Here is a 15,896-nt window from a genome sequence, read left to right on the forward strand (position 1 = left end):
CTAGTTGAAGACTCCCGTGAAATAGAGGGTGGCAAGCGTTCCGATCGCGACAATGCCTAGCGCGCCGGCGGTGATACCGAGGACGAGGAGGACACCGCGGCCCTTGTCCGGCGTCGGAGGGCGGATGACCTCGTGCGCACTCTTCTGCGTCGAGATCGCTGCCGACGCGGCGATCGGTGTGGGCGACGAGCTCGCGGGCAGCTCGCCGTCGATGAGCACGGCGTCGACGTCGCGGCCGTCGGTCGTCCCCTTCGCGGCGCCCGTGGATCCGATGCCCTCGGGAAGCGAGAGCGAGCTCGTCATGATGATCGAACTCGGCGACGTCTGTGTGTACTGCCGTTCCATGAGCGCGTCGAACGACGTCGGTCCGACACGGTCTCCTGTGCGCTGCCCGACGCCGGCGCCGAACGACGGATTGAGCGTCGGGATCTCGGTCGAGCTCGTCGTCGGCTCCAGCACGGCGGGGTCGGCGGGTTCATCGTCGTCCGACTCAGCGGGATCGACCTCGATGACGTCGAATGTGGCCGGCTCGTCGACACCCGCGTCGTCCTCGCTCGACGACGTCTCGAGATCGTGACCGACGGCGGGAGTCGACGACTCGTCCGCCTCTGGCTCCTCCAACGGTTCGCTCGGCTCCGACGGTTCGTCTGGCCCGGAATCGCCTGCCTGGTCCGGCGTCACGATGGGGACTTCGTTCGTTCGGAGGCGACGCAGCTCCTTGCGGGTCAACGGCGGACGGACGTCGACGTCCGGCGATGACGTGGCCACAATGTTCGGCTCGCGACGCGGTTCCGCGAAAGTCTCGGCATCTGCCGGACGCGCGGCTTCCGACGTGACCGGCGTTCCACGGTCGCCGGTCGGGGTGTCGGCGGGGCTCGTTTCCCCGGCGTTCAGCGCTTCGCGCACGGCGGCCTCGCCGCCCTGTGCGCGCAGCTCACGCAACTCGCGCCGCGTCAGCGGGCGAGTCGGCTGATCGCCGGATGTGCTCATGCCCTGCTCCGATACAGATGATGTTTCGCGATGTACTGAACCACGCCGTCCGGGACGAGATACCACACGGGCATCCCCTGCTCGACGCGGTCGCGGCAGTCAGTCGAGGATATCGCCAATGCGGGGATCTCAAGCCGCGTCACACGCTCACTCGGCAGATCCTGAGTATTCAGGTCATGGCCGGGCCGGGAGACGGCCACGAAGTGAGCCAGCTGCCAGAGCTCATCGTGATCGCGCCACCCGAGCATCTGAGCGACCGCGTCAGCGCCCGTGATGAAGAAGAACTCGGCATCGGGCCGCTCCGCACGCAGATCGCGCAGCGTGTCGACGGTGTAGGTCGTGCCCTGGCGCTCGATATCGACGCGGCTGACGGTGAAGTCCGGGTTCGATGCCGTCGCGATGACGGTCATCTCATAACGCTGCTGCGCTGGCGAGACGGCCTGCTTGTGCCACGGCTGGCCCGTCGGGACGAACACGACCTCGTCGAGATCGAAGCTCGTCGCCGCCTCGCTCGCGGCGACGAGGTGCCCGTGGTGGATGGGATCGAATGTTCCCCCCATCACCCCGATCCGGGCCGGTCGCGTCGCCGTCGTCACCCGCTTTGCCTAGTGCTTCTCGTCGGTGTGCTGGACCGGCTTCTCGTGACGGTGGGCCACGTTCTGGTACGACGCGGTGATCAGCGCGAGTACGCCGAAGATCACGATCGAGGCGATGCCGTAGGGAAGCGTCTCGAGCGCGACGTTGCCGTGGTGCTCGGACTCGGCGGCGAGGTGCGCCAGACCGGAAGCGATGTGCATCCTGACTCCATTCGAAGGGTGAGAGCGTCGATCCCCTAGCTTATCGCCAGGGCGTGGGTTAGACGATCAGGCTCGGACCTGGCCGGACCCGCGTCCGAGCCATTTGGTGCTCGTCAACTCTGGCAGCCCCATGGGACCGCGGGCGTGCAGCTTCTGCGTCGAGATGCCGACCTCGGCACCGAAGCCGAACTCGCCGCCGTCGGTGAACCGCGTCGACGCATTCACGAACACGGCGGCGGAGTCGACCTCGGCGAGGAAGCGCTCGGCGTTCACGACGTCGGCCGTCACGATCGTCTCGGTGTGCTGCGTGCTGTACCGGCCGATGTGAGCGATCGCGTCATCGAGCGTGTCGACCACGCGCATCGCGATGTCAAGACTCAGGTACTCCGTCTCCCAGTCTTCATCCGTCGCCGGAACGACGTCGTCGGCCAAGCCGCGGACGGTCTCGTCGCCGTGCACCGTGACCCCCGCCGCCTGAAGTGCGCCGACAACGGCCGGCACGAGCCGCTCGGCCGCGGAGCGCACCACGAGCACGGTCTCGGCCGAGTTGCAGACGCTCGGACGGTGGGTCTTCGAGTTCACGGTGATGTCGAGCGCCCACTCGTCAGGAGCCGACCCGTCGAGCACGACGTGCACGTTGCCAGCGCCCGTCTCGATGACGGGAACCGTGGAGGTCGTCACCACGGTCTCGATGAGACCGGCGGATCCCCGCGGGACGAGCACGTCGACGAGACCGCGCGCGGTCATGAGGGCGTTCGCGCCGTCGCGGCCGAAGTCATCGACCGTCTGGACCGCGTCCCGATCGACGCCCGCCGAGCCGAGCGCCTCGCACATGATCGCCACGAGAGCGGCGTTCGAACTCTGCGCCGCGGAACCGCCGCGGAGCACGACGGCGTTCCCCGACCGCAGCGCGAGCGCGGCGATGTCGACCGTGACGTTCGGACGCGCCTCGTAGATGGCCCCCACGACGCCGAACGGCACGCGAACCTGCTCGAGCAGCATTCCGTTCGGCAGCCGTTGCCCGCGGACCACCTGGCCGACCGGATCCGCGAGTGCCCCGACGTCGCGCGTCGCCTGCGCGAGCGCGGCGATGCGGTCGTCGGTCAGCGCAAGTCGATCGAGCAGCGCGTCACCGATGCCGTCGGCACGCCCGCGCTCCAGGTCCTCCGCGTTCGCCTCGAGGATCCGCGGAGCGTTCGCCACGAGAGCATCGGCGATCGCGTCGAGCGCGTCAGCCTTCTGCGCGCTCGTCAGGCGCGCGACGGAGTGTGAGGCGGCCTTCGCTCGTGCGAAGCGAATCTCGGGGGTATCGGTGGTCATCGCGTCTCCTGGGTGTCAACGTCACGAATCACGGGCAGAGTGCCAGTCGCGGGCTCTGCCGTCGGCGTCGGCGCGAACCAGGTCCCGATGTTCGCGCCGGCGAGGGCCTCAGAGACATTATCCGCGCTCGTGACGAGCGCGCCGATTCCGTGGTCCTGCGCCAGCCGCGCGGCCATCGCCTTCGTCGCCGCCCCACCCGTGCCGACACTATTGACGACCTTGTCGCCGAACTCGTACGCGCGCAGATCGTCTTCCGGGCCGATTGTGTCGATCGGGCGGGAACCCGGGCGGTCCGGGGGCGCCGTGTAGAGCGCCGTGATGTCACTGAGGAGCACGAGAGCGTCTGCCTTCATGAGGTGTGCGACGAGCGCGGAGAGGCGGTCGTTGTCGCCGAACCGGATCTCGTGAGTCGCGACGGTGTCGTTCTCGTTGACGATCGGCAGCACGCCGAGCGTCAGCATCCGGTCCATCGCGCGCCGGGCGTTGATACGCGGCGTCATGTGCTGCAGGTCACTGAGCGTGAGCAGCACCTGTCCGGCAAGGACGCTGTGCCGGTCGAGGCTCGACTGCCACCGCCACAGCAGCACATTCTGACCGACGGCGGCCGCCGCCTGCTGCGTCGCGAGGTCATCCGGGCGTCCGCTTCCGACGTCGAGGAGCGAGAGCGCCGTGGCGATCGCCCCCGACGAGACGAGGATGATCTCCTGTCCGCGCGCACGAGCTGTGACGATCGCGTCGACGAGCATGTCGATGCGCCACGTCGCATCACCACTGATCGACGAGGATCCGACTTTGACGACGATGCGCCGCGCCTCGCTGAGGTCGCTGCGCACGCGAGCCGTCACGCGGGCGCTCCCGTGTCCTCGTCCTCGTCACGGCGCGCGAGCCGGCGTTCCTCCTCGAGGGCGCGCTCGATCGTGCGGGCGTCCTGGCGAGCATGGTACGCATCCCGGCGCTCCGTCGTGGTGCGTCGCCGATTGCCCTCCAGCCGCGGATCCATGCCGCGCGGCGCCTGGGTGAGTTCGGCGGCCGATGTGAGGGCCGGATCCCAGTCGAAGACCATATCGTCATCGCCGATGACCACGGTGGCTCCCGGCTCGGCGCCGGCGCGGAACAGCTCGTTCTCGATCCCGAGCTTCTCGAGCCGGTCGGCGAGATAGCCCACCGCCTCGTCATTCTTGAAGTCCGTCTGATGCACCCAGCGCTCGGGCTTGCTGCCGCGGATCCGGAAGAACGTCCCCTGCGAGCCGCCCTCCTTCACGACGGCGAACTCGCGCTCGGCGTCGCGCGGGCGGATCGTGATGCGCTCCCGCGACTCCTCGACCGGAGCGAGAGCGCGGTGCTCCTCGACGACCTTCGCCAGCGCGAAGGTGAGCTCTCGCAGCCCTCGCCGGGCGACCGCGGAGACCTCGAAGACGCGGTAGCCCATTGCCTCGATGTCGGCGCGCACGAACGCGGCAAGCTCCTCGGCCTCCGGCACGTCGACCTTGTTGAGCACGACGAGTTGGGGACGATCGAGGAGCGGCACCTGCCCGTCGGGAACCGGGTAATTCGCCAGCTCTGAGCGGATCACCTCGAGGTCACTGACCGGGTCGCGGCCGGGGTCGAGCGTGGCACAGTCGAGCACGTGCACGAGCGCAGTGCACCGTTCGACGTGGCGGAGGAACTCGAGACCGAGCCCTCGACCCTCGCTCGCGCCCTCAATCAGCCCAGGAACGTCGGCGACCGTGAAGCGCGCGTCGCCCGCTTGTACGACGCCGAGGTTCGGGTGCAGCGTCGTGAACGGATAGTCGGCGATCTTCGGCCGCGCGGCGGAGACGGCCGCGATCAGGCTGGACTTGCCCGCCGAGGGGAAGCCGACGAGCGCGACATCCGCGACCGTCTTGAGTTCGAGCACGACATCGCCCTGCCACCCGGGAGTGCCGAGCAGCGCGAACCCGGGAGCCTTGCGCTTCTGCGACGCCAGCGCCGCATTGCCGAGGCCGCCCTGTCCGCCGGCAGCGGCAAGGAAGCGCATGCCGGGTTCATCCAGGTCGACGAGGGTCTGCCCCGTGGGATCCTTCACGACCGTGCCGACCGGAACGGCCAGCTCAAGCGGGGCGCCGCGTGCGCCGTGTCGCAGATCCCCCATACCGAAGCCGCCGTTCTCGGACGATCGGTGGGGCGAGTGATGGTAGGTGAGCAGCGTCGTCGTCTGCGGATCGGCGACGATGATGACGTCGCCGCCGTCGCCGCCGTTACCGCCGTCGGGACCGCCGAGCGGCTTGAACTTCTCGCGACGCACGGAAACGCACCCGTTGCCGCCCTTGCCTGCCTTCAGGTGCAGGGTGACCTCATCGACGAACGTGACCATGGTGCCTCTTCGGGAGAAAATGTGGATGCTACGCAGAACGGGGGCGAGCCTCAGCCCACCCCCGTTCGACGTCTGCAGCGATCGTGTGACGCCGCCGATTACTCGGCCGCGGAGACCACACTGACGACCTTGCGGCCGCGCTTCGTACCGAACTCCACGGCGCCCGCCGCGAGTGCGAACAGCGTGTCGTCGCCGCCGCGTCCCACGTTGGTGCCGGCGTGGAAGTGCGTGCCGCGCTGACGCACGAGGATCTCGCCCGCGTTGACGTCCTGGCCGCCGAAGCGCTTCACGCCGAGGCGCTGAGCATTCGAGTCACGACCGTTACGGGTAGAGCTGACGCCCTTCTTACTTGCCATCTCGGTGTCCTCTTCCTGGCGCTTACTTGATTCCGGTGACCTTGACGCGCGTGAGCTCCTGACGGTGCCCCTGGCGCTTCTTGTAGCCGGTCTTGTTCTTGAACTTCTGAATGACGATCTTCGGGCCGCGGAGGTTGCCCTGGACCTCGGCCGTGACCTTGACCTTCGACAGCGCGTCGGCCTCGGTCGTCACCGTGTCGCCGTCGACGAAGAGGACGGCGGGCAGCTCGATCGACTCGCCCTCGGCAGCCTGAACTCGGTCAAGCGTGATGATCGAGCCGACCTCGACCTTCTCCTGCCGGCCACCGGCGCGAACAACTGCGTAAACCACGTTGATACCTGTTTCGTAGGAAATGGGATTGTGCGAGGCGCATCCGTCATGGTGTGTGATCGCGCCGCCAGTGGGAGAGCGCGCGACCCGAGACGCACCAGCGTACAACTTTACCTGATTGATGCTGAATGCGGCAATTGCGCGCGGCGGCGCGTCGTGACGATCCCGTCACCGATATCGTGGCGGCCATGGCGATCCTCGTCGACACCCCGATGTGGCCCGCGCACGGCCGACTCTGGGCCCACCTCATCAGCGACACGGATCTCACGGAGCTCCACGCGTTCGCGGCGGCGGTCGGCCTCCCCCGCCGGGCATTCGACCTCGACCACTACGACGTGCCCGCTGAGCGCATCGACGCAATCGTCGCCGCGGGCGCACGGCGCGTCACCGCCGGCGAACTGACCCGGGCGCTCATCGCCTCCGGACTGCGCGTGCGCGGACGCGACCGCACGTGATCGGCCCTGCGCGCGGACTCCTCCGCGGGCAGGGCCGATGACGGCGCGAACCCTCAGCTCGCGGACTCCTCCGTCGACTCCTCGCCCACCTTGACCGCGGTGCCCTGCAGAGCCGCCGTCGTCACGCGACGACGCGAGCGGCCCTGCCCCGGCGCCTTCGGCTCCGGCAGCGCATTCAGGACGGAATCCAGCAGGTTGCTGGCTCCACCGGATCCCGACGACGATGAGGCGCTTCCCGATCCCGACGTCGACGCCGCGCCGCCGGAATCGCTCGCGCGACGACGACGCGGCTTGCGCGGCTTCTCATCAGCGGCGGGAGCCTCGTCCTCGGCTCCGCGCGGCCCCTCGGGCAAAACGGTCGCGAGCTGGTCGAGCGACGACGGAGCGTCAGCCCCGTTGCGGCCCTGGTCAGGTCGGGCGGGAGCGTCGTCCTCCTTGGGGAGCGTCGACGCGGCGATCTTCGCGAGCGCAGACTTCGCGCCCTCGGTGTTCACGTGGGTCGGCTCGTCCTTCTCCGCCGGCGCCTCGCTCTTGCCGGAGCGCGACTTGCCGCCGCGCGAGCGGCGCCCGCCGCCGTTGCCCGAAGTGCGGTGCTTCGACACGGGATCGTGGTGGACGATGATGCCGCGTCCGGCACACACGTCGCAGGCCTCGCTAAACGTCTCCAGCAGCCCGAGACCGATCTTCTTACGCGTCATCTGGACGAGGCCGAGCGTGGTGACCTCGGCGACCTGGTGCTTCGTGCGGTCGCGGCTGAGGCATTCGATGAGACGCCGCAGCACGAGGTCGCGGTTGGACTCCAGGACCATGTCGATGAAGTCGACCACGATGATGCCGCCGATGTCGCGCAGGCGCAGCTGCCGCACGATCTCCTCCGCCGCCTCGAGGTTGTTCTTCGTGACGGTCTCTTCGAGGTTGCCCCCGGATCCGACGAACTTGCCGGTGTTGACGTCGATGACCGTCATCGCCTCGGTGCGGTCGATGACGAGCGACCCGCCGGACGGGAGCCAGACCTTGCGGTCGAGCGCTTTCTCGATCTGCTCGGAGATGCGGTGATCGTCGAACGGATCGGCGTCGCCCTCGTGGGTCTCGACACGCTCGAGGAGATCGGGCGCGACCTGCTCAAGGTAGGACCGGATGGTCCCCTCGGCATCGGTGCCCTTGATCACCATCCGCCGGAAGTCCTCGTTGAACACGTCGCGGACGATCTTCACGAGCAGGTCCGGCTCGCTGTGCAGGAGCTTCGGCGCCTGGCCCTTCTCGACCTGCTTCCGAATGTGCTCCCACTGCTTCGCGAGGTGGTCGACGTCGCGCGTGAGCTGATCCTCCGATGTACCCTCAGCGGCCGTGCGCACGATCACGCCGGCCGACTCCGGCAGGACCTTCTTCAGGATCTTCTTGAGTCGCGCGCGCTCCGTGTCCGGAAGCTTCCGCGAGATGCCGTTCATGGATCCGGCAGGGACGTACACGAGGTAGCGTCCGGGAAGCGAGATCTGGCTGGTCAGGCGCGCACCCTTGTGGCCCACGGGATCCTTCGTGACCTGCACGAGCACCGTGTCACCCGGCTTGAGCGCGAGCTCAATGCGGCGCGGCTGGTTGCCCGTCTCGACCGCGTCCCAGTCGACCTCGCCGGAGTAGAGCACCGCGTTGCGGCCGCGACCGATGTCGACGAACGCCGCCTCCATGCTCGGCAGCACATTCTGCACGCGCCCGAGGTAGACGTTGCCGATGAGCGACTGGTCCTGAGCGCGAGCGACGTAGTGCTCGACGAGCACGCCGTCCTCGAGGACGCCGATCTGAGTGCGGTCCTGCTTCGCGCGCACGACCATCTCGCGATCGACGGACTCGCGACGGGCGAGGAACTCGGCCTCGGTGACGACCGAGCGGCGACGCCCGGCCTCGCGCCCGTCGCGGCGACGCTGTTTCTTCGCCTCGAGGCGGGTGGACCCCTTGATGCGCTGGGGCTCGGTGACCACCTCGACGACGCGCTTGCGCCCGCCACCGTCGTTCTGGTCGCTCCCGGATCCGCGGCGCCGACGCCGACGCGAGGAACGGCCGCCGCCGGACGACCGGTCGGAGCCACTGTCGTCGTCCTCGTCGTAGTCGTCTTCGTCGAGTGCGGGCAGCGACGGCATCAGGCGCACGTCCGGTGCGTAGAACGCGAGGGCCGTCGACACGCGGGAGACGAAGTTCTCCGGCAGGAGCCCGAGGCTCACCGCAGTCGGGACCTTCGGCGAATCGTCGTCGCCCCCCGAGCCATCCGCCGAATCGTCGGAACCGGAGCTGGCGTCAGCCTTCTCGTCCGGCGCCGGAGCGTCGGAGCCCGACGGCTCGGCCGGTGGATCGGAGCTGGCGGAGCCGGAGGCTGCGTCGTGATCGGATCCCGGATTCTCGGCGGAGCCGTCATTCCCCTCCGGCGCCTGCGTGTCCGCAGCGGTGCCGTCGGATTCGGATCCAGGCACGACGGGCGCCTGCGCTGCAGACTCGGGATCGGACGCGCCTGGCCGTCCGACCTGTGGCGTCGCCTGCTCCTGCTCGTCTGCTCGTGTGTCGTCCTGGTGGTTCGTGTCGTTGTTCTCTTCGGCCATTTCTGGCGAACTCCCTGCACGAGCGGTCTCACGCCCGTGGAAATCGTGTTGCGCGTCGCGTCGCGAGGCAACTTCTCATCGGTCTGCGGCGGCCCCTGGGGCCTCTCACCGCGCGAAGCATCCATTGCTCCGAAGTCTTCTCGCAGTCATTATCTCACCTTGGTACCAATCTCGCGCATTCAGGTACGTCTCGCAGGTTCGGGCGCGTCGTCTGAGCGGCGGCGATGACAGACTGGACGTCATGACCATCGCGACGCAGAAGCGCCCGACCGCCCTGGCCGTCTGGCTCGTCTTCGCCGGAATCGTCGGCCTCATTGCCGCGTTCACCCTCACGATCGAGAAGTTCGACGCCTACGAGAACCCCGGCGAGGGCGCGGCGTGCGACTTCAGCGTGCTCGTGCAGTGCTCGGCCAACCTCGATGCCCCACAGGGGTCGGCGTTCGGGTTCCCGAACCCGATCATCGGGCTCATCGGTTGGATGGCACCGCTCGCCGTCGGAATGGCGGTGCTGGCGGGCGCGCGATTCGCGCGATGGTTCTGGGCGGCATTCACCCTCGGCATGACGTTCGCGTTCGGCTTCGTGTGCTGGCTCATCGCGCAGAGCATCTTCGTCATCGGCACGCTGTGCCCGTGGTGCATGGTGACGTGGGTCGTCACGATCCCGTCGTTCTACGCGGTACTGCTGCACAGCGTGCGCATCGGCGCGCTCCCACTCCCCCGCGGCGTGCGGAAGGTTGCCGACCGCACGATGGGGTGGGTACCGCTCATCTCGGTGCTGTCGTTCGTGATCATCACGCTCATGGCGCAGGTGCGGCTGGATGCGATCACGTCGATCCTCGACACGATCTTCGCGTAGGCCCTTCCCCGGCCCGGGCGCGGGTCAGTCGAACCAGAGGGCGAGCTCGCGCGCGGCCGACTCGGGGCTGTCGGATCCGTGAACGAGGTTCTGCTGCACCTTCAGGCCCCAGTCACGGCCGAGGTCGCCGCGGATCGTTCCGGGCGCCGCAGTCGTGGGCTCGGTGGCGCCGGCGAGCGAGCGGAACCCCTCGATGACGCGGTTGCCGGCGACGCGCACGGCGACGACGTCGCCCGACATCATGAACTCGACGAGCGGCTCGTAGAACGGCTTGCCCTCGTGCTCGGCATAGTGCTGCGCGAGGACGTCGCGAGACGGGGTCAGCTTGCGAATGTCGACGAGCTCGTACCCCTTCTGCTCGATGCGAGCGAGGATCTGCCCCGTGAGGCCGCGCGCCACGCCGTCGGGCTTGATGAGGACGAGGGTTTCTTCAGAAGCCATGTGTCGAATCTACCGGATCAGGCTGTGCCGTCCGTACCGTGCTGATCCGCGATGCGGCGCTCCACGCGCGCCCCACCGATCATCGCGTAGGCCCACAGCCCACCGAACACGACCGTGATCAGCAGGATCGCCGGGACGAGGAAGGCGCCGAGCGCGATCACCCCTTGCAGCACCCAGCCGAGTACGCGTCCCCACGTCCAGCGGAGGGTGCCGCTTGCGGCGAGGAGCACGATGAGCATGATTCCGCCCGCGACGATGCCCCACCAGTCCGCGATGCCCGACGGAAGGGACTTGAGGCCGAACACGACGAGCCCCGCGAGGAACACCACGATCGATTCGAACCCGAGCACGATCGAGCCGACCTTCTCGGGGAGGGTGCGATAGCGGCGTGCGCGCGGCGTCTTCGCCATCACGGCTTCCACCCTTCCACGCGTGCGAGCGCGATCGCCTCGCCGCCCAGCACGATCGAACCCGCCACGAGCACAGCCCTCTTCTCTCCCTCGGCGGCCCATTCGCGCGCCGCCTCCATCGCGTCGACGACGTTCGGATGCACGGTCGGGCGCAGTCCCCGTTCCTCCGCCGCGTCCGCGATCTCGTCCGCTGACGCCGAGCGCTCCGAGTCGGACTCCGTGGCGAACACGTGCGTCGCGATCGTGGCAAGTTCACCGATGATTCCGGCGATGTCCTTGTCCGCCATCACGCCCAGCACGACGCCCCACTCGTCCATGTCGAACGACTCGCCGAGCGCCTCGACGAGGGCCCTCGCGCCGTGCGGGTTGTGGGCGGCGTCGACCACGATCGTCGGCTCGGTTCCGATGAGCTCGAGCCGGCCGGGAGACGTCGCCTCCCCGAACCCCTCGGCACGCAGATCGTCGGGGATCGGCTGCTCGCCCCCGCCGATGAGCGCCTCGACGGCCGCGAGGGCGAGAGCCGCGTTCGCGGCCTGGTGGCGTCCGAACAGCGGCAAGTAGTCCTCGTCGTACGAGGCGGCGAGGCCGCGGAATGACACCTGCTGCCCACCGACAGCGAGCTTTCGGTCCGTGAGCGCGAAGTCGGCGCCCTCGAAGGCGATCTGTGCTCCCTGCTCTGCGGCGACACGTCTGAGCACAGCGGCGACGCCAGCGTCCTGCTGGGCCGAAACGACCCGCGCGCCCGGCTTGATGATGCCAGCCTTGACCTCGGCGATTTCCTCGCGCGTTGCGCCGAGACGGGCGGCATGGTCCATCGCAACGGGTCCGATCACCGCGACGTCGCCGTCCGCGGTGTTGGTCGAGTCCCAGGCTCCGCCCATCCCCACCTCGAGGACGAGCACGTCGACGGGCGCGTCGGCGCACGCGACGAAGGCGAGCACCGTGAGCAGCTCGAAGAACGTCAGTGGATTCTGTCCGTCGGCCGCGAGCTCCTCGTCGACGAGGGAGATGAACGGTTCGATCTCATTCCAGGCGTCGGACACCGCGTCATCTGCGATCGGCTCACCGTCGATCAGGATCCGCTCCGTGAACCGCACGAGGTGCGGGCTCGTGAAGAGGCCGGTCCGCAGGCCGTGCGCGCGAATCAACGACTCGATCATGCGCGCCGTCGAGGTCTTGCCGTTGGTGCCGGTCACGTGTACGACGCGATATGTGCGCTGCGGGTCGTCGAGGTAGGCGAGCATCTTCGCCGTGCGGTCGAGGCGAGGCTCGACCCACGACTCCCCCGCCCGCGCGATCAGCTGCTCATAGACTGCGTCGGCCCGCTGCACGTCGGATCCGCTCATCGCCCCATCTCCTGCCGTGCGACCGCGATGGTGATGTCCCCGACGTTCGCGTAGGTTCCTGCGCCGATCACATTCACGTGCTCCGGGCGGAATCCGAACTCCCTCACCCACGCATCCGCGGTGGAGAAGTCCTCTCGCTCGAGGTTCTCGTCTGCGTCCTGCGGGTCACCGAGGCGCGCAAGCTCGACAGGATCGTTCAGCACAGGCTCGAATGACACCGACAGCGTTTCCTCCTGGACGAGGGAGGCCAACGGCGAGCCGAATGGCATCGACTCGAAAGTGCCGAACACGGCACGGTCGTCGGCGCTGTCGAACGCGATCGCCAGGCGGATGCGGTCGCTGACGTCGAAGTCTGCCTTTTTGCGGGTGTCCTGCACGGCACGGATCACGTCGCGCGCGAGCCCCTCGGCCTCGAGCTCCGGCGTCATCTGCGTGTCGAGGATCACGAATCCGCCGCCGGGCAGCGTCGCGATCGCTTCGCCTGCGGGGCGTCCGGACGTGTCGAGAGCCAAGTCGTACTCGCCGTCCTGCAGCTCGATGCCACCGGCAGTGACGACACCGTCGGACTCGGACCACTCGCCCGTCTTCGACGCCTTGATCACCTGCTGGACCTGCTTGCCGATTCTCGGCCCCAGGGCGCGCGCGTTGACGCTCAGCCGGTGGGAGATTCCGTACCGCTTCGCGGTGTCCTCCGTCAGCTCGTCGAGTTCGATCGCCTTCACGTTCAACTCGTCGCGCAGGATGTCCTCGAACTGACCGAGCCCGGCGGATCCGGCCGCGACCACCGTCAGCTTCGCGAGCGGCAGGCGCACGCGCAGCTTCTCCTTCTTGCGCAGTCCGTTCGCGACGCTCGATGCGTCTCGTACCGCATCCATCGCCGTTCGGATGTCAGCCGCCGCCGGGAACTCGCCCGCGTCCGGCCAGTCGGTCAGGTGCACGCTCCGCTCGCCCGTTAGCCCCTGCCACACGCGCTCGGTAACGAGCGGTAGCATCGGCGCCGCCACGCGGCACAGAGTCTCCAGCACGGTGTAAAGCGTGTCGAACGCCTCGCGACTCGCAGGGTCATCCGTCACGTCGCCCCAGAACCGGTCGCGCGACCGACGGATGTACCAGTTCGTGAGCGCCTCGGCGAAGTCGCGAAGTCGCTCGGATGCCGTTGTCGAGTCGAGCGCCTCCAGGTCGGCCCGCACGTCGCGAACGAGGTCGCCCGTGAGCGCAAGGATGTATCGATCGAGGACGTGTGTGGAGTCAGTGCGCCACTCGGCCTCGTATCCGCCCGCAGCGTTCGCGTAGGTCGAGAAGAAGTACCACGAGTTCCACAGCGGCAGCATGAACTCGCGCACGCCCTGGCGGATCCCCTCTTCGGTCACGGAGAGGTTGCCACCGCGCAGCACCGACGACGACATCAGGAACCAGCGCATCGCGTCGGACCCGTCGCGGTCGAAGACCTCACTGACGTTCGGGTAGTTGCGCAGCGACTTCGACATCTTCTGGCCGTCGCTGCCGAGAACGATGCCGTGACAGCTCACGCCCGTGAACGCCGGGCGGTCGAACAGTGCGGTCGAGAGCACGTGCATGACGTAGAACCACCCACGCGTCTGCCCGATGTACTCGACGATGAAGTCGGCCGGCGCGTGGTCGTCGAACCAGTCGGCGTTCTCGAACGGATAGTGCACCTGCGCGAACGGCATCGAGCCGGAATCGAACCACACGTCGAAGACGTCCTCGATGCGGCGCATCGTGCTCTTCCCCGTCGGATCATCCGGGTTCGGGCGCGTGAGCCGATCGACGTACGGGCGGTGCAGGTCGACTTCGCCCGCCTCGTTGCGCGGGAGCGCGCCGAAATCGCGCTCGAGTTCTTCGAAGGAGCCGTACACATCGACGCGCGGGTGGTTCGGGTCGTCGGACTTCCACACGGGGATCGGCGATCCCCAGTAGCGGTTGCGACTGATCGACCAGTCGCGCGCGCCCTCGAGCCACTTGCCGAACTGTCCGTGTTTGACGTTCTCGGGCGCCCAGGTGATCTGCTCGTTATTCGCGAGCAGGCTGTCCTTGAAATCCGTCACCCGCACGAACCAGCTGGAGACCGGCATGTAGACGAGCGGGTTCCGGCAGCGCCAGCAGTGCGGGTAGGAGTGCACGTAGCTCGCGTGCTTCAGCAGGCGACCATTCTGACGAAGCAACCGCACGAGCGGCGTGTTCGCATCCATCCACAGCTCGCCGGCGACGTCGGGCACGCTGTCGAGGAAGCGGCCATCCGGACCGAGCGAAAGGAATGACGGGATGCCGTGCGCCTCGTGCACGCGATGGTCGTCCTCACCGTACGGCGCCTGGTGCACGATGCCGGTGCCATCGCCCGTCGAGACGTAGTCGTCCGCGAGGATCCGCCACGCGTTCTGCGTGCCCCACGTGTCCACGTCGACGAAGTAGTCGAACAGCGGATCGTAGGCGACGCCGGCGAGCTCGGCTCCCGTGAGTCGCGATTCGATCGCCGCGACCGCGTCCTCGGGATCCTCGTAGCCGAGTTCCTTGGCGTGCGCGGCGACGCGATCCTCGGCGAGCAGGAATCGGCCCGCCGCCACGTTCTCGCCGGGCCCGGCGGGACCCGACGGGACGATCGCGTACGCGATGTCCGGCCCGACGGCGAGCGAGAGGTTCGTCGGCAGCGTCCAGGGCGTGGTCGTCCACGCGAGCGCCCGCGCGCCGACGAGTCCGAGCGAGGACGCCTTCTCCCCCGTGAGCGGGAACGTGATCGTGACCGACGGGTCCTGGCGGTCCTGGTAGACGTCGTCGTCCATGCGCAGCTCGTGGTTGCTCAGCGGCGTCTGGTCGCGCCAGCAGTACGGCAGCACGCGGTAGCCCTCGTAGGCGAGGCCTTTCTCATAGAGAGCCTTGAACGCCCACAGCACGCTCTCCATGTACGACGGGTCGAGCGTCTTGTACCCGCGCTCGAAGTCCACCCAGCGCGCCTGACGCGTGACGTAGTCCTCCCACTCGCGGGTGTAGGTGAGGACGGATTCGCGCGCCTTTGCGTTGAACGCGTCGACGCCCATCTGCTCGATCTCGTGTTTCTCCGTGATGCCGAGCTGCTTCATCGCCTCGAGCTCGGCGGGCAGACCATGCGTGTCCCAACCGAAGACGCGATCGACCTTCTTGCCGAGCATCGTCTGGAAGCGCGGGAAGACATCCTTCGCGTACCCCGTCAGGAGGTGGCCGTAGTGCGGCAGTCCGTTGGCGAACGGCGGGCCGTCGTAGAAGACCCACTCGTCCGCTCCCTCGCGCTGCGAGATCGAGGCGCGGAAGGTGTCGTCGTCCTTCCAGAAGTCGAGCACCTCGCGTTCCACGTCCGGGAAGCTCGGCGAAGGGGTGACCGCGTCGGCGGCGGCACCGAAAGCGCTCTTCGGGTAGGTCATCTCACTCCAGCAGTTCGTCACGGATCGAACTGCGAGGACGACTGCTGCCAGCCGCGGTACCACCCCGCGTTGCGCCCCGAGCGGAGCGCCACTCTCACAGCGGCTGTGACGGGCCTGCCCCGCGCGGCTCTACTGGGCTGCGAGCAGCCGTTCTTCCGCGAGCTCCCCGGTGATGGCCGGATCGATGCCGTTACGCACGATTCTACCCGACGTGGCGCGCGGCCGAGACGGATCCGCGCA

At 68.2% G+C, this 15,896-nt stretch carries 15 protein-coding genes; 2 read left to right on the plus strand and 13 right to left on the minus strand.

The genetic code is table 11. The features are described from left to right. The 8 genes from IEW87_RS10400 to rplU form a co-directional block, all read right to left on the minus strand. A complete protein-coding gene (locus IEW87_RS10400) occupies window positions 1–990 on the minus strand; it encodes a hypothetical protein (RefSeq protein ID WP_188712150.1) in 990 nt (329 codons plus the stop codon). Then, window positions 987–1,586 carry a nicotinate-nucleotide adenylyltransferase gene (nadD, locus tag IEW87_RS10405; RefSeq protein ID WP_188712151.1) on the minus strand — a complete coding sequence of 200 codons (600 nt, stop codon included), beginning with the start codon at window positions 1,584–1,586 and terminating at the stop codon, window positions 987–989. Before nadD ends, IEW87_RS10400 begins: the two co-directional genes overlap by 4 nt. A 9-nt stretch (window positions 1,587–1,595) precedes the next feature. Next, on the minus strand, window positions 1,596–1,787 hold the full coding sequence (locus IEW87_RS10410) for a hypothetical protein (protein WP_188712152.1): 192 nt from the start codon (window positions 1,785–1,787) through the stop codon (window positions 1,596–1,598). Between the two features lie 66 nt (window positions 1,788–1,853). Then, complete coding sequence (locus tag IEW87_RS10415) at window positions 1,854–3,107, minus strand: glutamate-5-semialdehyde dehydrogenase (protein ID WP_188712153.1); 1,254 nt, start codon at window positions 3,105–3,107, stop codon at window positions 1,854–1,856. Next, window positions 3,104–3,952, minus strand: coding sequence for a glutamate 5-kinase (gene proB, locus IEW87_RS10420; protein WP_188712154.1), 849 nt, complete (start codon window positions 3,950–3,952; stop codon window positions 3,104–3,106). The genes IEW87_RS10415 and proB overlap by 4 nt, the downstream gene beginning before the upstream one ends. Then, window positions 3,949–5,460, minus strand: coding sequence for a GTPase ObgE (gene obgE / locus IEW87_RS10425; protein ID WP_188712155.1), 1,512 nt, complete (start codon window positions 5,458–5,460; stop codon window positions 3,949–3,951). The genes proB and obgE overlap by 4 nt, the downstream gene beginning before the upstream one ends. Window positions 5,461–5,558: 98 nt before the next feature. Next, the gene (rpmA, locus tag IEW87_RS10430) at window positions 5,559–5,816 is read right to left on the minus strand and encodes a 50S ribosomal protein L27 (protein WP_188712156.1); all 258 of its coding nucleotides are present in this window, start codon (window positions 5,814–5,816) and stop codon (window positions 5,559–5,561) included. Window positions 5,817–5,838: 22 nt separating this feature from the next. Next, window positions 5,839–6,147: a 50S ribosomal protein L21 gene (gene rplU / locus IEW87_RS10435; RefSeq protein WP_188712157.1), complete on the minus strand. Its 309-nt coding sequence runs from the start codon at window positions 6,145–6,147 to the stop codon at window positions 5,839–5,841. Window positions 6,148–6,335: 188 nt separating this feature from the next. On the opposite strand from rplU, the gene IEW87_RS10440 reads away from it, so the two are divergent. After that, window positions 6,336–6,602: a DUF4031 domain-containing protein gene (locus IEW87_RS10440; protein WP_188712158.1), complete on the plus strand. Its 267-nt coding sequence runs from the start codon at window positions 6,336–6,338 to the stop codon at window positions 6,600–6,602. Window positions 6,603–6,655: 53 nt separating this feature from the next. On the opposite strand, the gene IEW87_RS10445 is transcribed toward IEW87_RS10440, so the two are convergent. Further along, window positions 6,656–9,190, minus strand: coding sequence for an Rne/Rng family ribonuclease (locus IEW87_RS10445; protein WP_188712159.1), 2,535 nt, complete (start codon window positions 9,188–9,190; stop codon window positions 6,656–6,658). A 241-nt stretch (window positions 9,191–9,431) separates the two neighbouring features. Here IEW87_RS10445 and IEW87_RS10450 point away from each other — a divergent pair, with 241 nt between their 5' ends. After that, window positions 9,432–10,046: a vitamin K epoxide reductase family protein gene (locus IEW87_RS10450; RefSeq protein ID WP_188712160.1), complete on the plus strand. Its 615-nt coding sequence runs from the start codon at window positions 9,432–9,434 to the stop codon at window positions 10,044–10,046. Window positions 10,047–10,070: 24 nt separating this feature from the next. Here IEW87_RS10450 and ndk read toward each other — a convergent pair whose 3' ends face one another. Genes ndk through ileS form a run of 4 tightly spaced genes read right to left on the minus strand, consistent with a single transcriptional unit; the run spans window position 10,071 to window position 15,656 of the window. Next, a complete protein-coding gene (gene ndk / locus IEW87_RS10455; RefSeq protein ID WP_188712161.1) occupies window positions 10,071–10,487 on the minus strand; it encodes a nucleoside-diphosphate kinase in 417 nt (138 codons plus the stop codon). A 17-nt stretch (window positions 10,488–10,504) separates the two neighbouring features. Continuing rightward, window positions 10,505–10,897: a DUF4233 domain-containing protein gene (locus IEW87_RS10460; RefSeq protein ID WP_188712162.1), complete on the minus strand. Its 393-nt coding sequence runs from the start codon at window positions 10,895–10,897 to the stop codon at window positions 10,505–10,507. After that, window positions 10,897–12,243, minus strand: a complete 1,347-nt coding sequence (locus tag IEW87_RS10465; RefSeq protein WP_188712163.1) for a bifunctional folylpolyglutamate synthase/dihydrofolate synthase — start codon at window positions 12,241–12,243, stop codon at window positions 10,897–10,899. Before IEW87_RS10465 ends, IEW87_RS10460 begins: the two co-directional genes overlap by 1 nt. Next, complete coding sequence (ileS, locus tag IEW87_RS10470) at window positions 12,240–15,656, minus strand: isoleucine--tRNA ligase (RefSeq protein ID WP_188712164.1); 3,417 nt, start codon at window positions 15,654–15,656, stop codon at window positions 12,240–12,242. The genes IEW87_RS10465 and ileS overlap by 4 nt, the downstream gene beginning before the upstream one ends. Window positions 15,657–15,896: the final 240 nt, after the last annotated feature.

The organism is Microbacterium faecale, assembly GCF_014640975.1.
GTDB classification, from domain to species: Bacteria; Actinomycetota; Actinomycetes; order Actinomycetales; family Microbacteriaceae; genus Microbacterium; species Microbacterium faecale.

Bases quoted from the DNA above. Each gene is read 5' to 3' on its own strand.
- IEW87_RS10400 (WP_188712150.1), bottom strand. From the start codon at position 990: ATGAGCACATCCGGCGATCAGCCGACTCGCCCGCTGACGCGGCGCGAG.
- IEW87_RS10410 (WP_188712152.1), bottom strand. From the start codon at position 1,787: ATGCACATCGCTTCCGGTCTGGCGCACCTCGCCGCCGAGTCCGAGCAC.
- IEW87_RS10415 (WP_188712153.1), bottom strand. From the start codon at position 3,107: ATGACCACCGATACCCCCGAGATTCGCTTCGCACGAGCGAAGGCCGCC.
- obgE (WP_188712155.1), bottom strand. From the start codon at position 5,460: ATGGTCACGTTCGTCGATGAGGTCACCCTGCACCTGAAGGCAGGCAAG.
- rpmA (WP_188712156.1), bottom strand. From the start codon at position 5,816: ATGGCAAGTAAGAAGGGCGTCAGCTCTACCCGTAACGGTCGTGACTCG.
- IEW87_RS10440 (WP_188712158.1), top strand. From the start codon at position 6,336: ATGGCGATCCTCGTCGACACCCCGATGTGGCCCGCGCACGGCCGACTC.
- IEW87_RS10445 (WP_188712159.1), bottom strand. From the start codon at position 9,190: ATGGCCGAAGAGAACAACGACACGAACCACCAGGACGACACACGAGCA.
- IEW87_RS10450 (WP_188712160.1), top strand. From the start codon at position 9,432: ATGACCATCGCGACGCAGAAGCGCCCGACCGCCCTGGCCGTCTGGCTC.
- ndk (WP_188712161.1), bottom strand. From the start codon at position 10,487: ATGGCTTCTGAAGAAACCCTCGTCCTCATCAAGCCCGACGGCGTGGCG.
- IEW87_RS10460 (WP_188712162.1), bottom strand. From the start codon at position 10,897: ATGGCGAAGACGCCGCGCGCACGCCGCTATCGCACCCTCCCCGAGAAG.
- IEW87_RS10465 (WP_188712163.1), bottom strand. From the start codon at position 12,243: ATGAGCGGATCCGACGTGCAGCGGGCCGACGCAGTCTATGAGCAGCTG.
- ileS (WP_188712164.1), bottom strand. From the start codon at position 15,656: ATGACCTACCCGAAGAGCGCTTTCGGTGCCGCCGCCGACGCGGTCACC.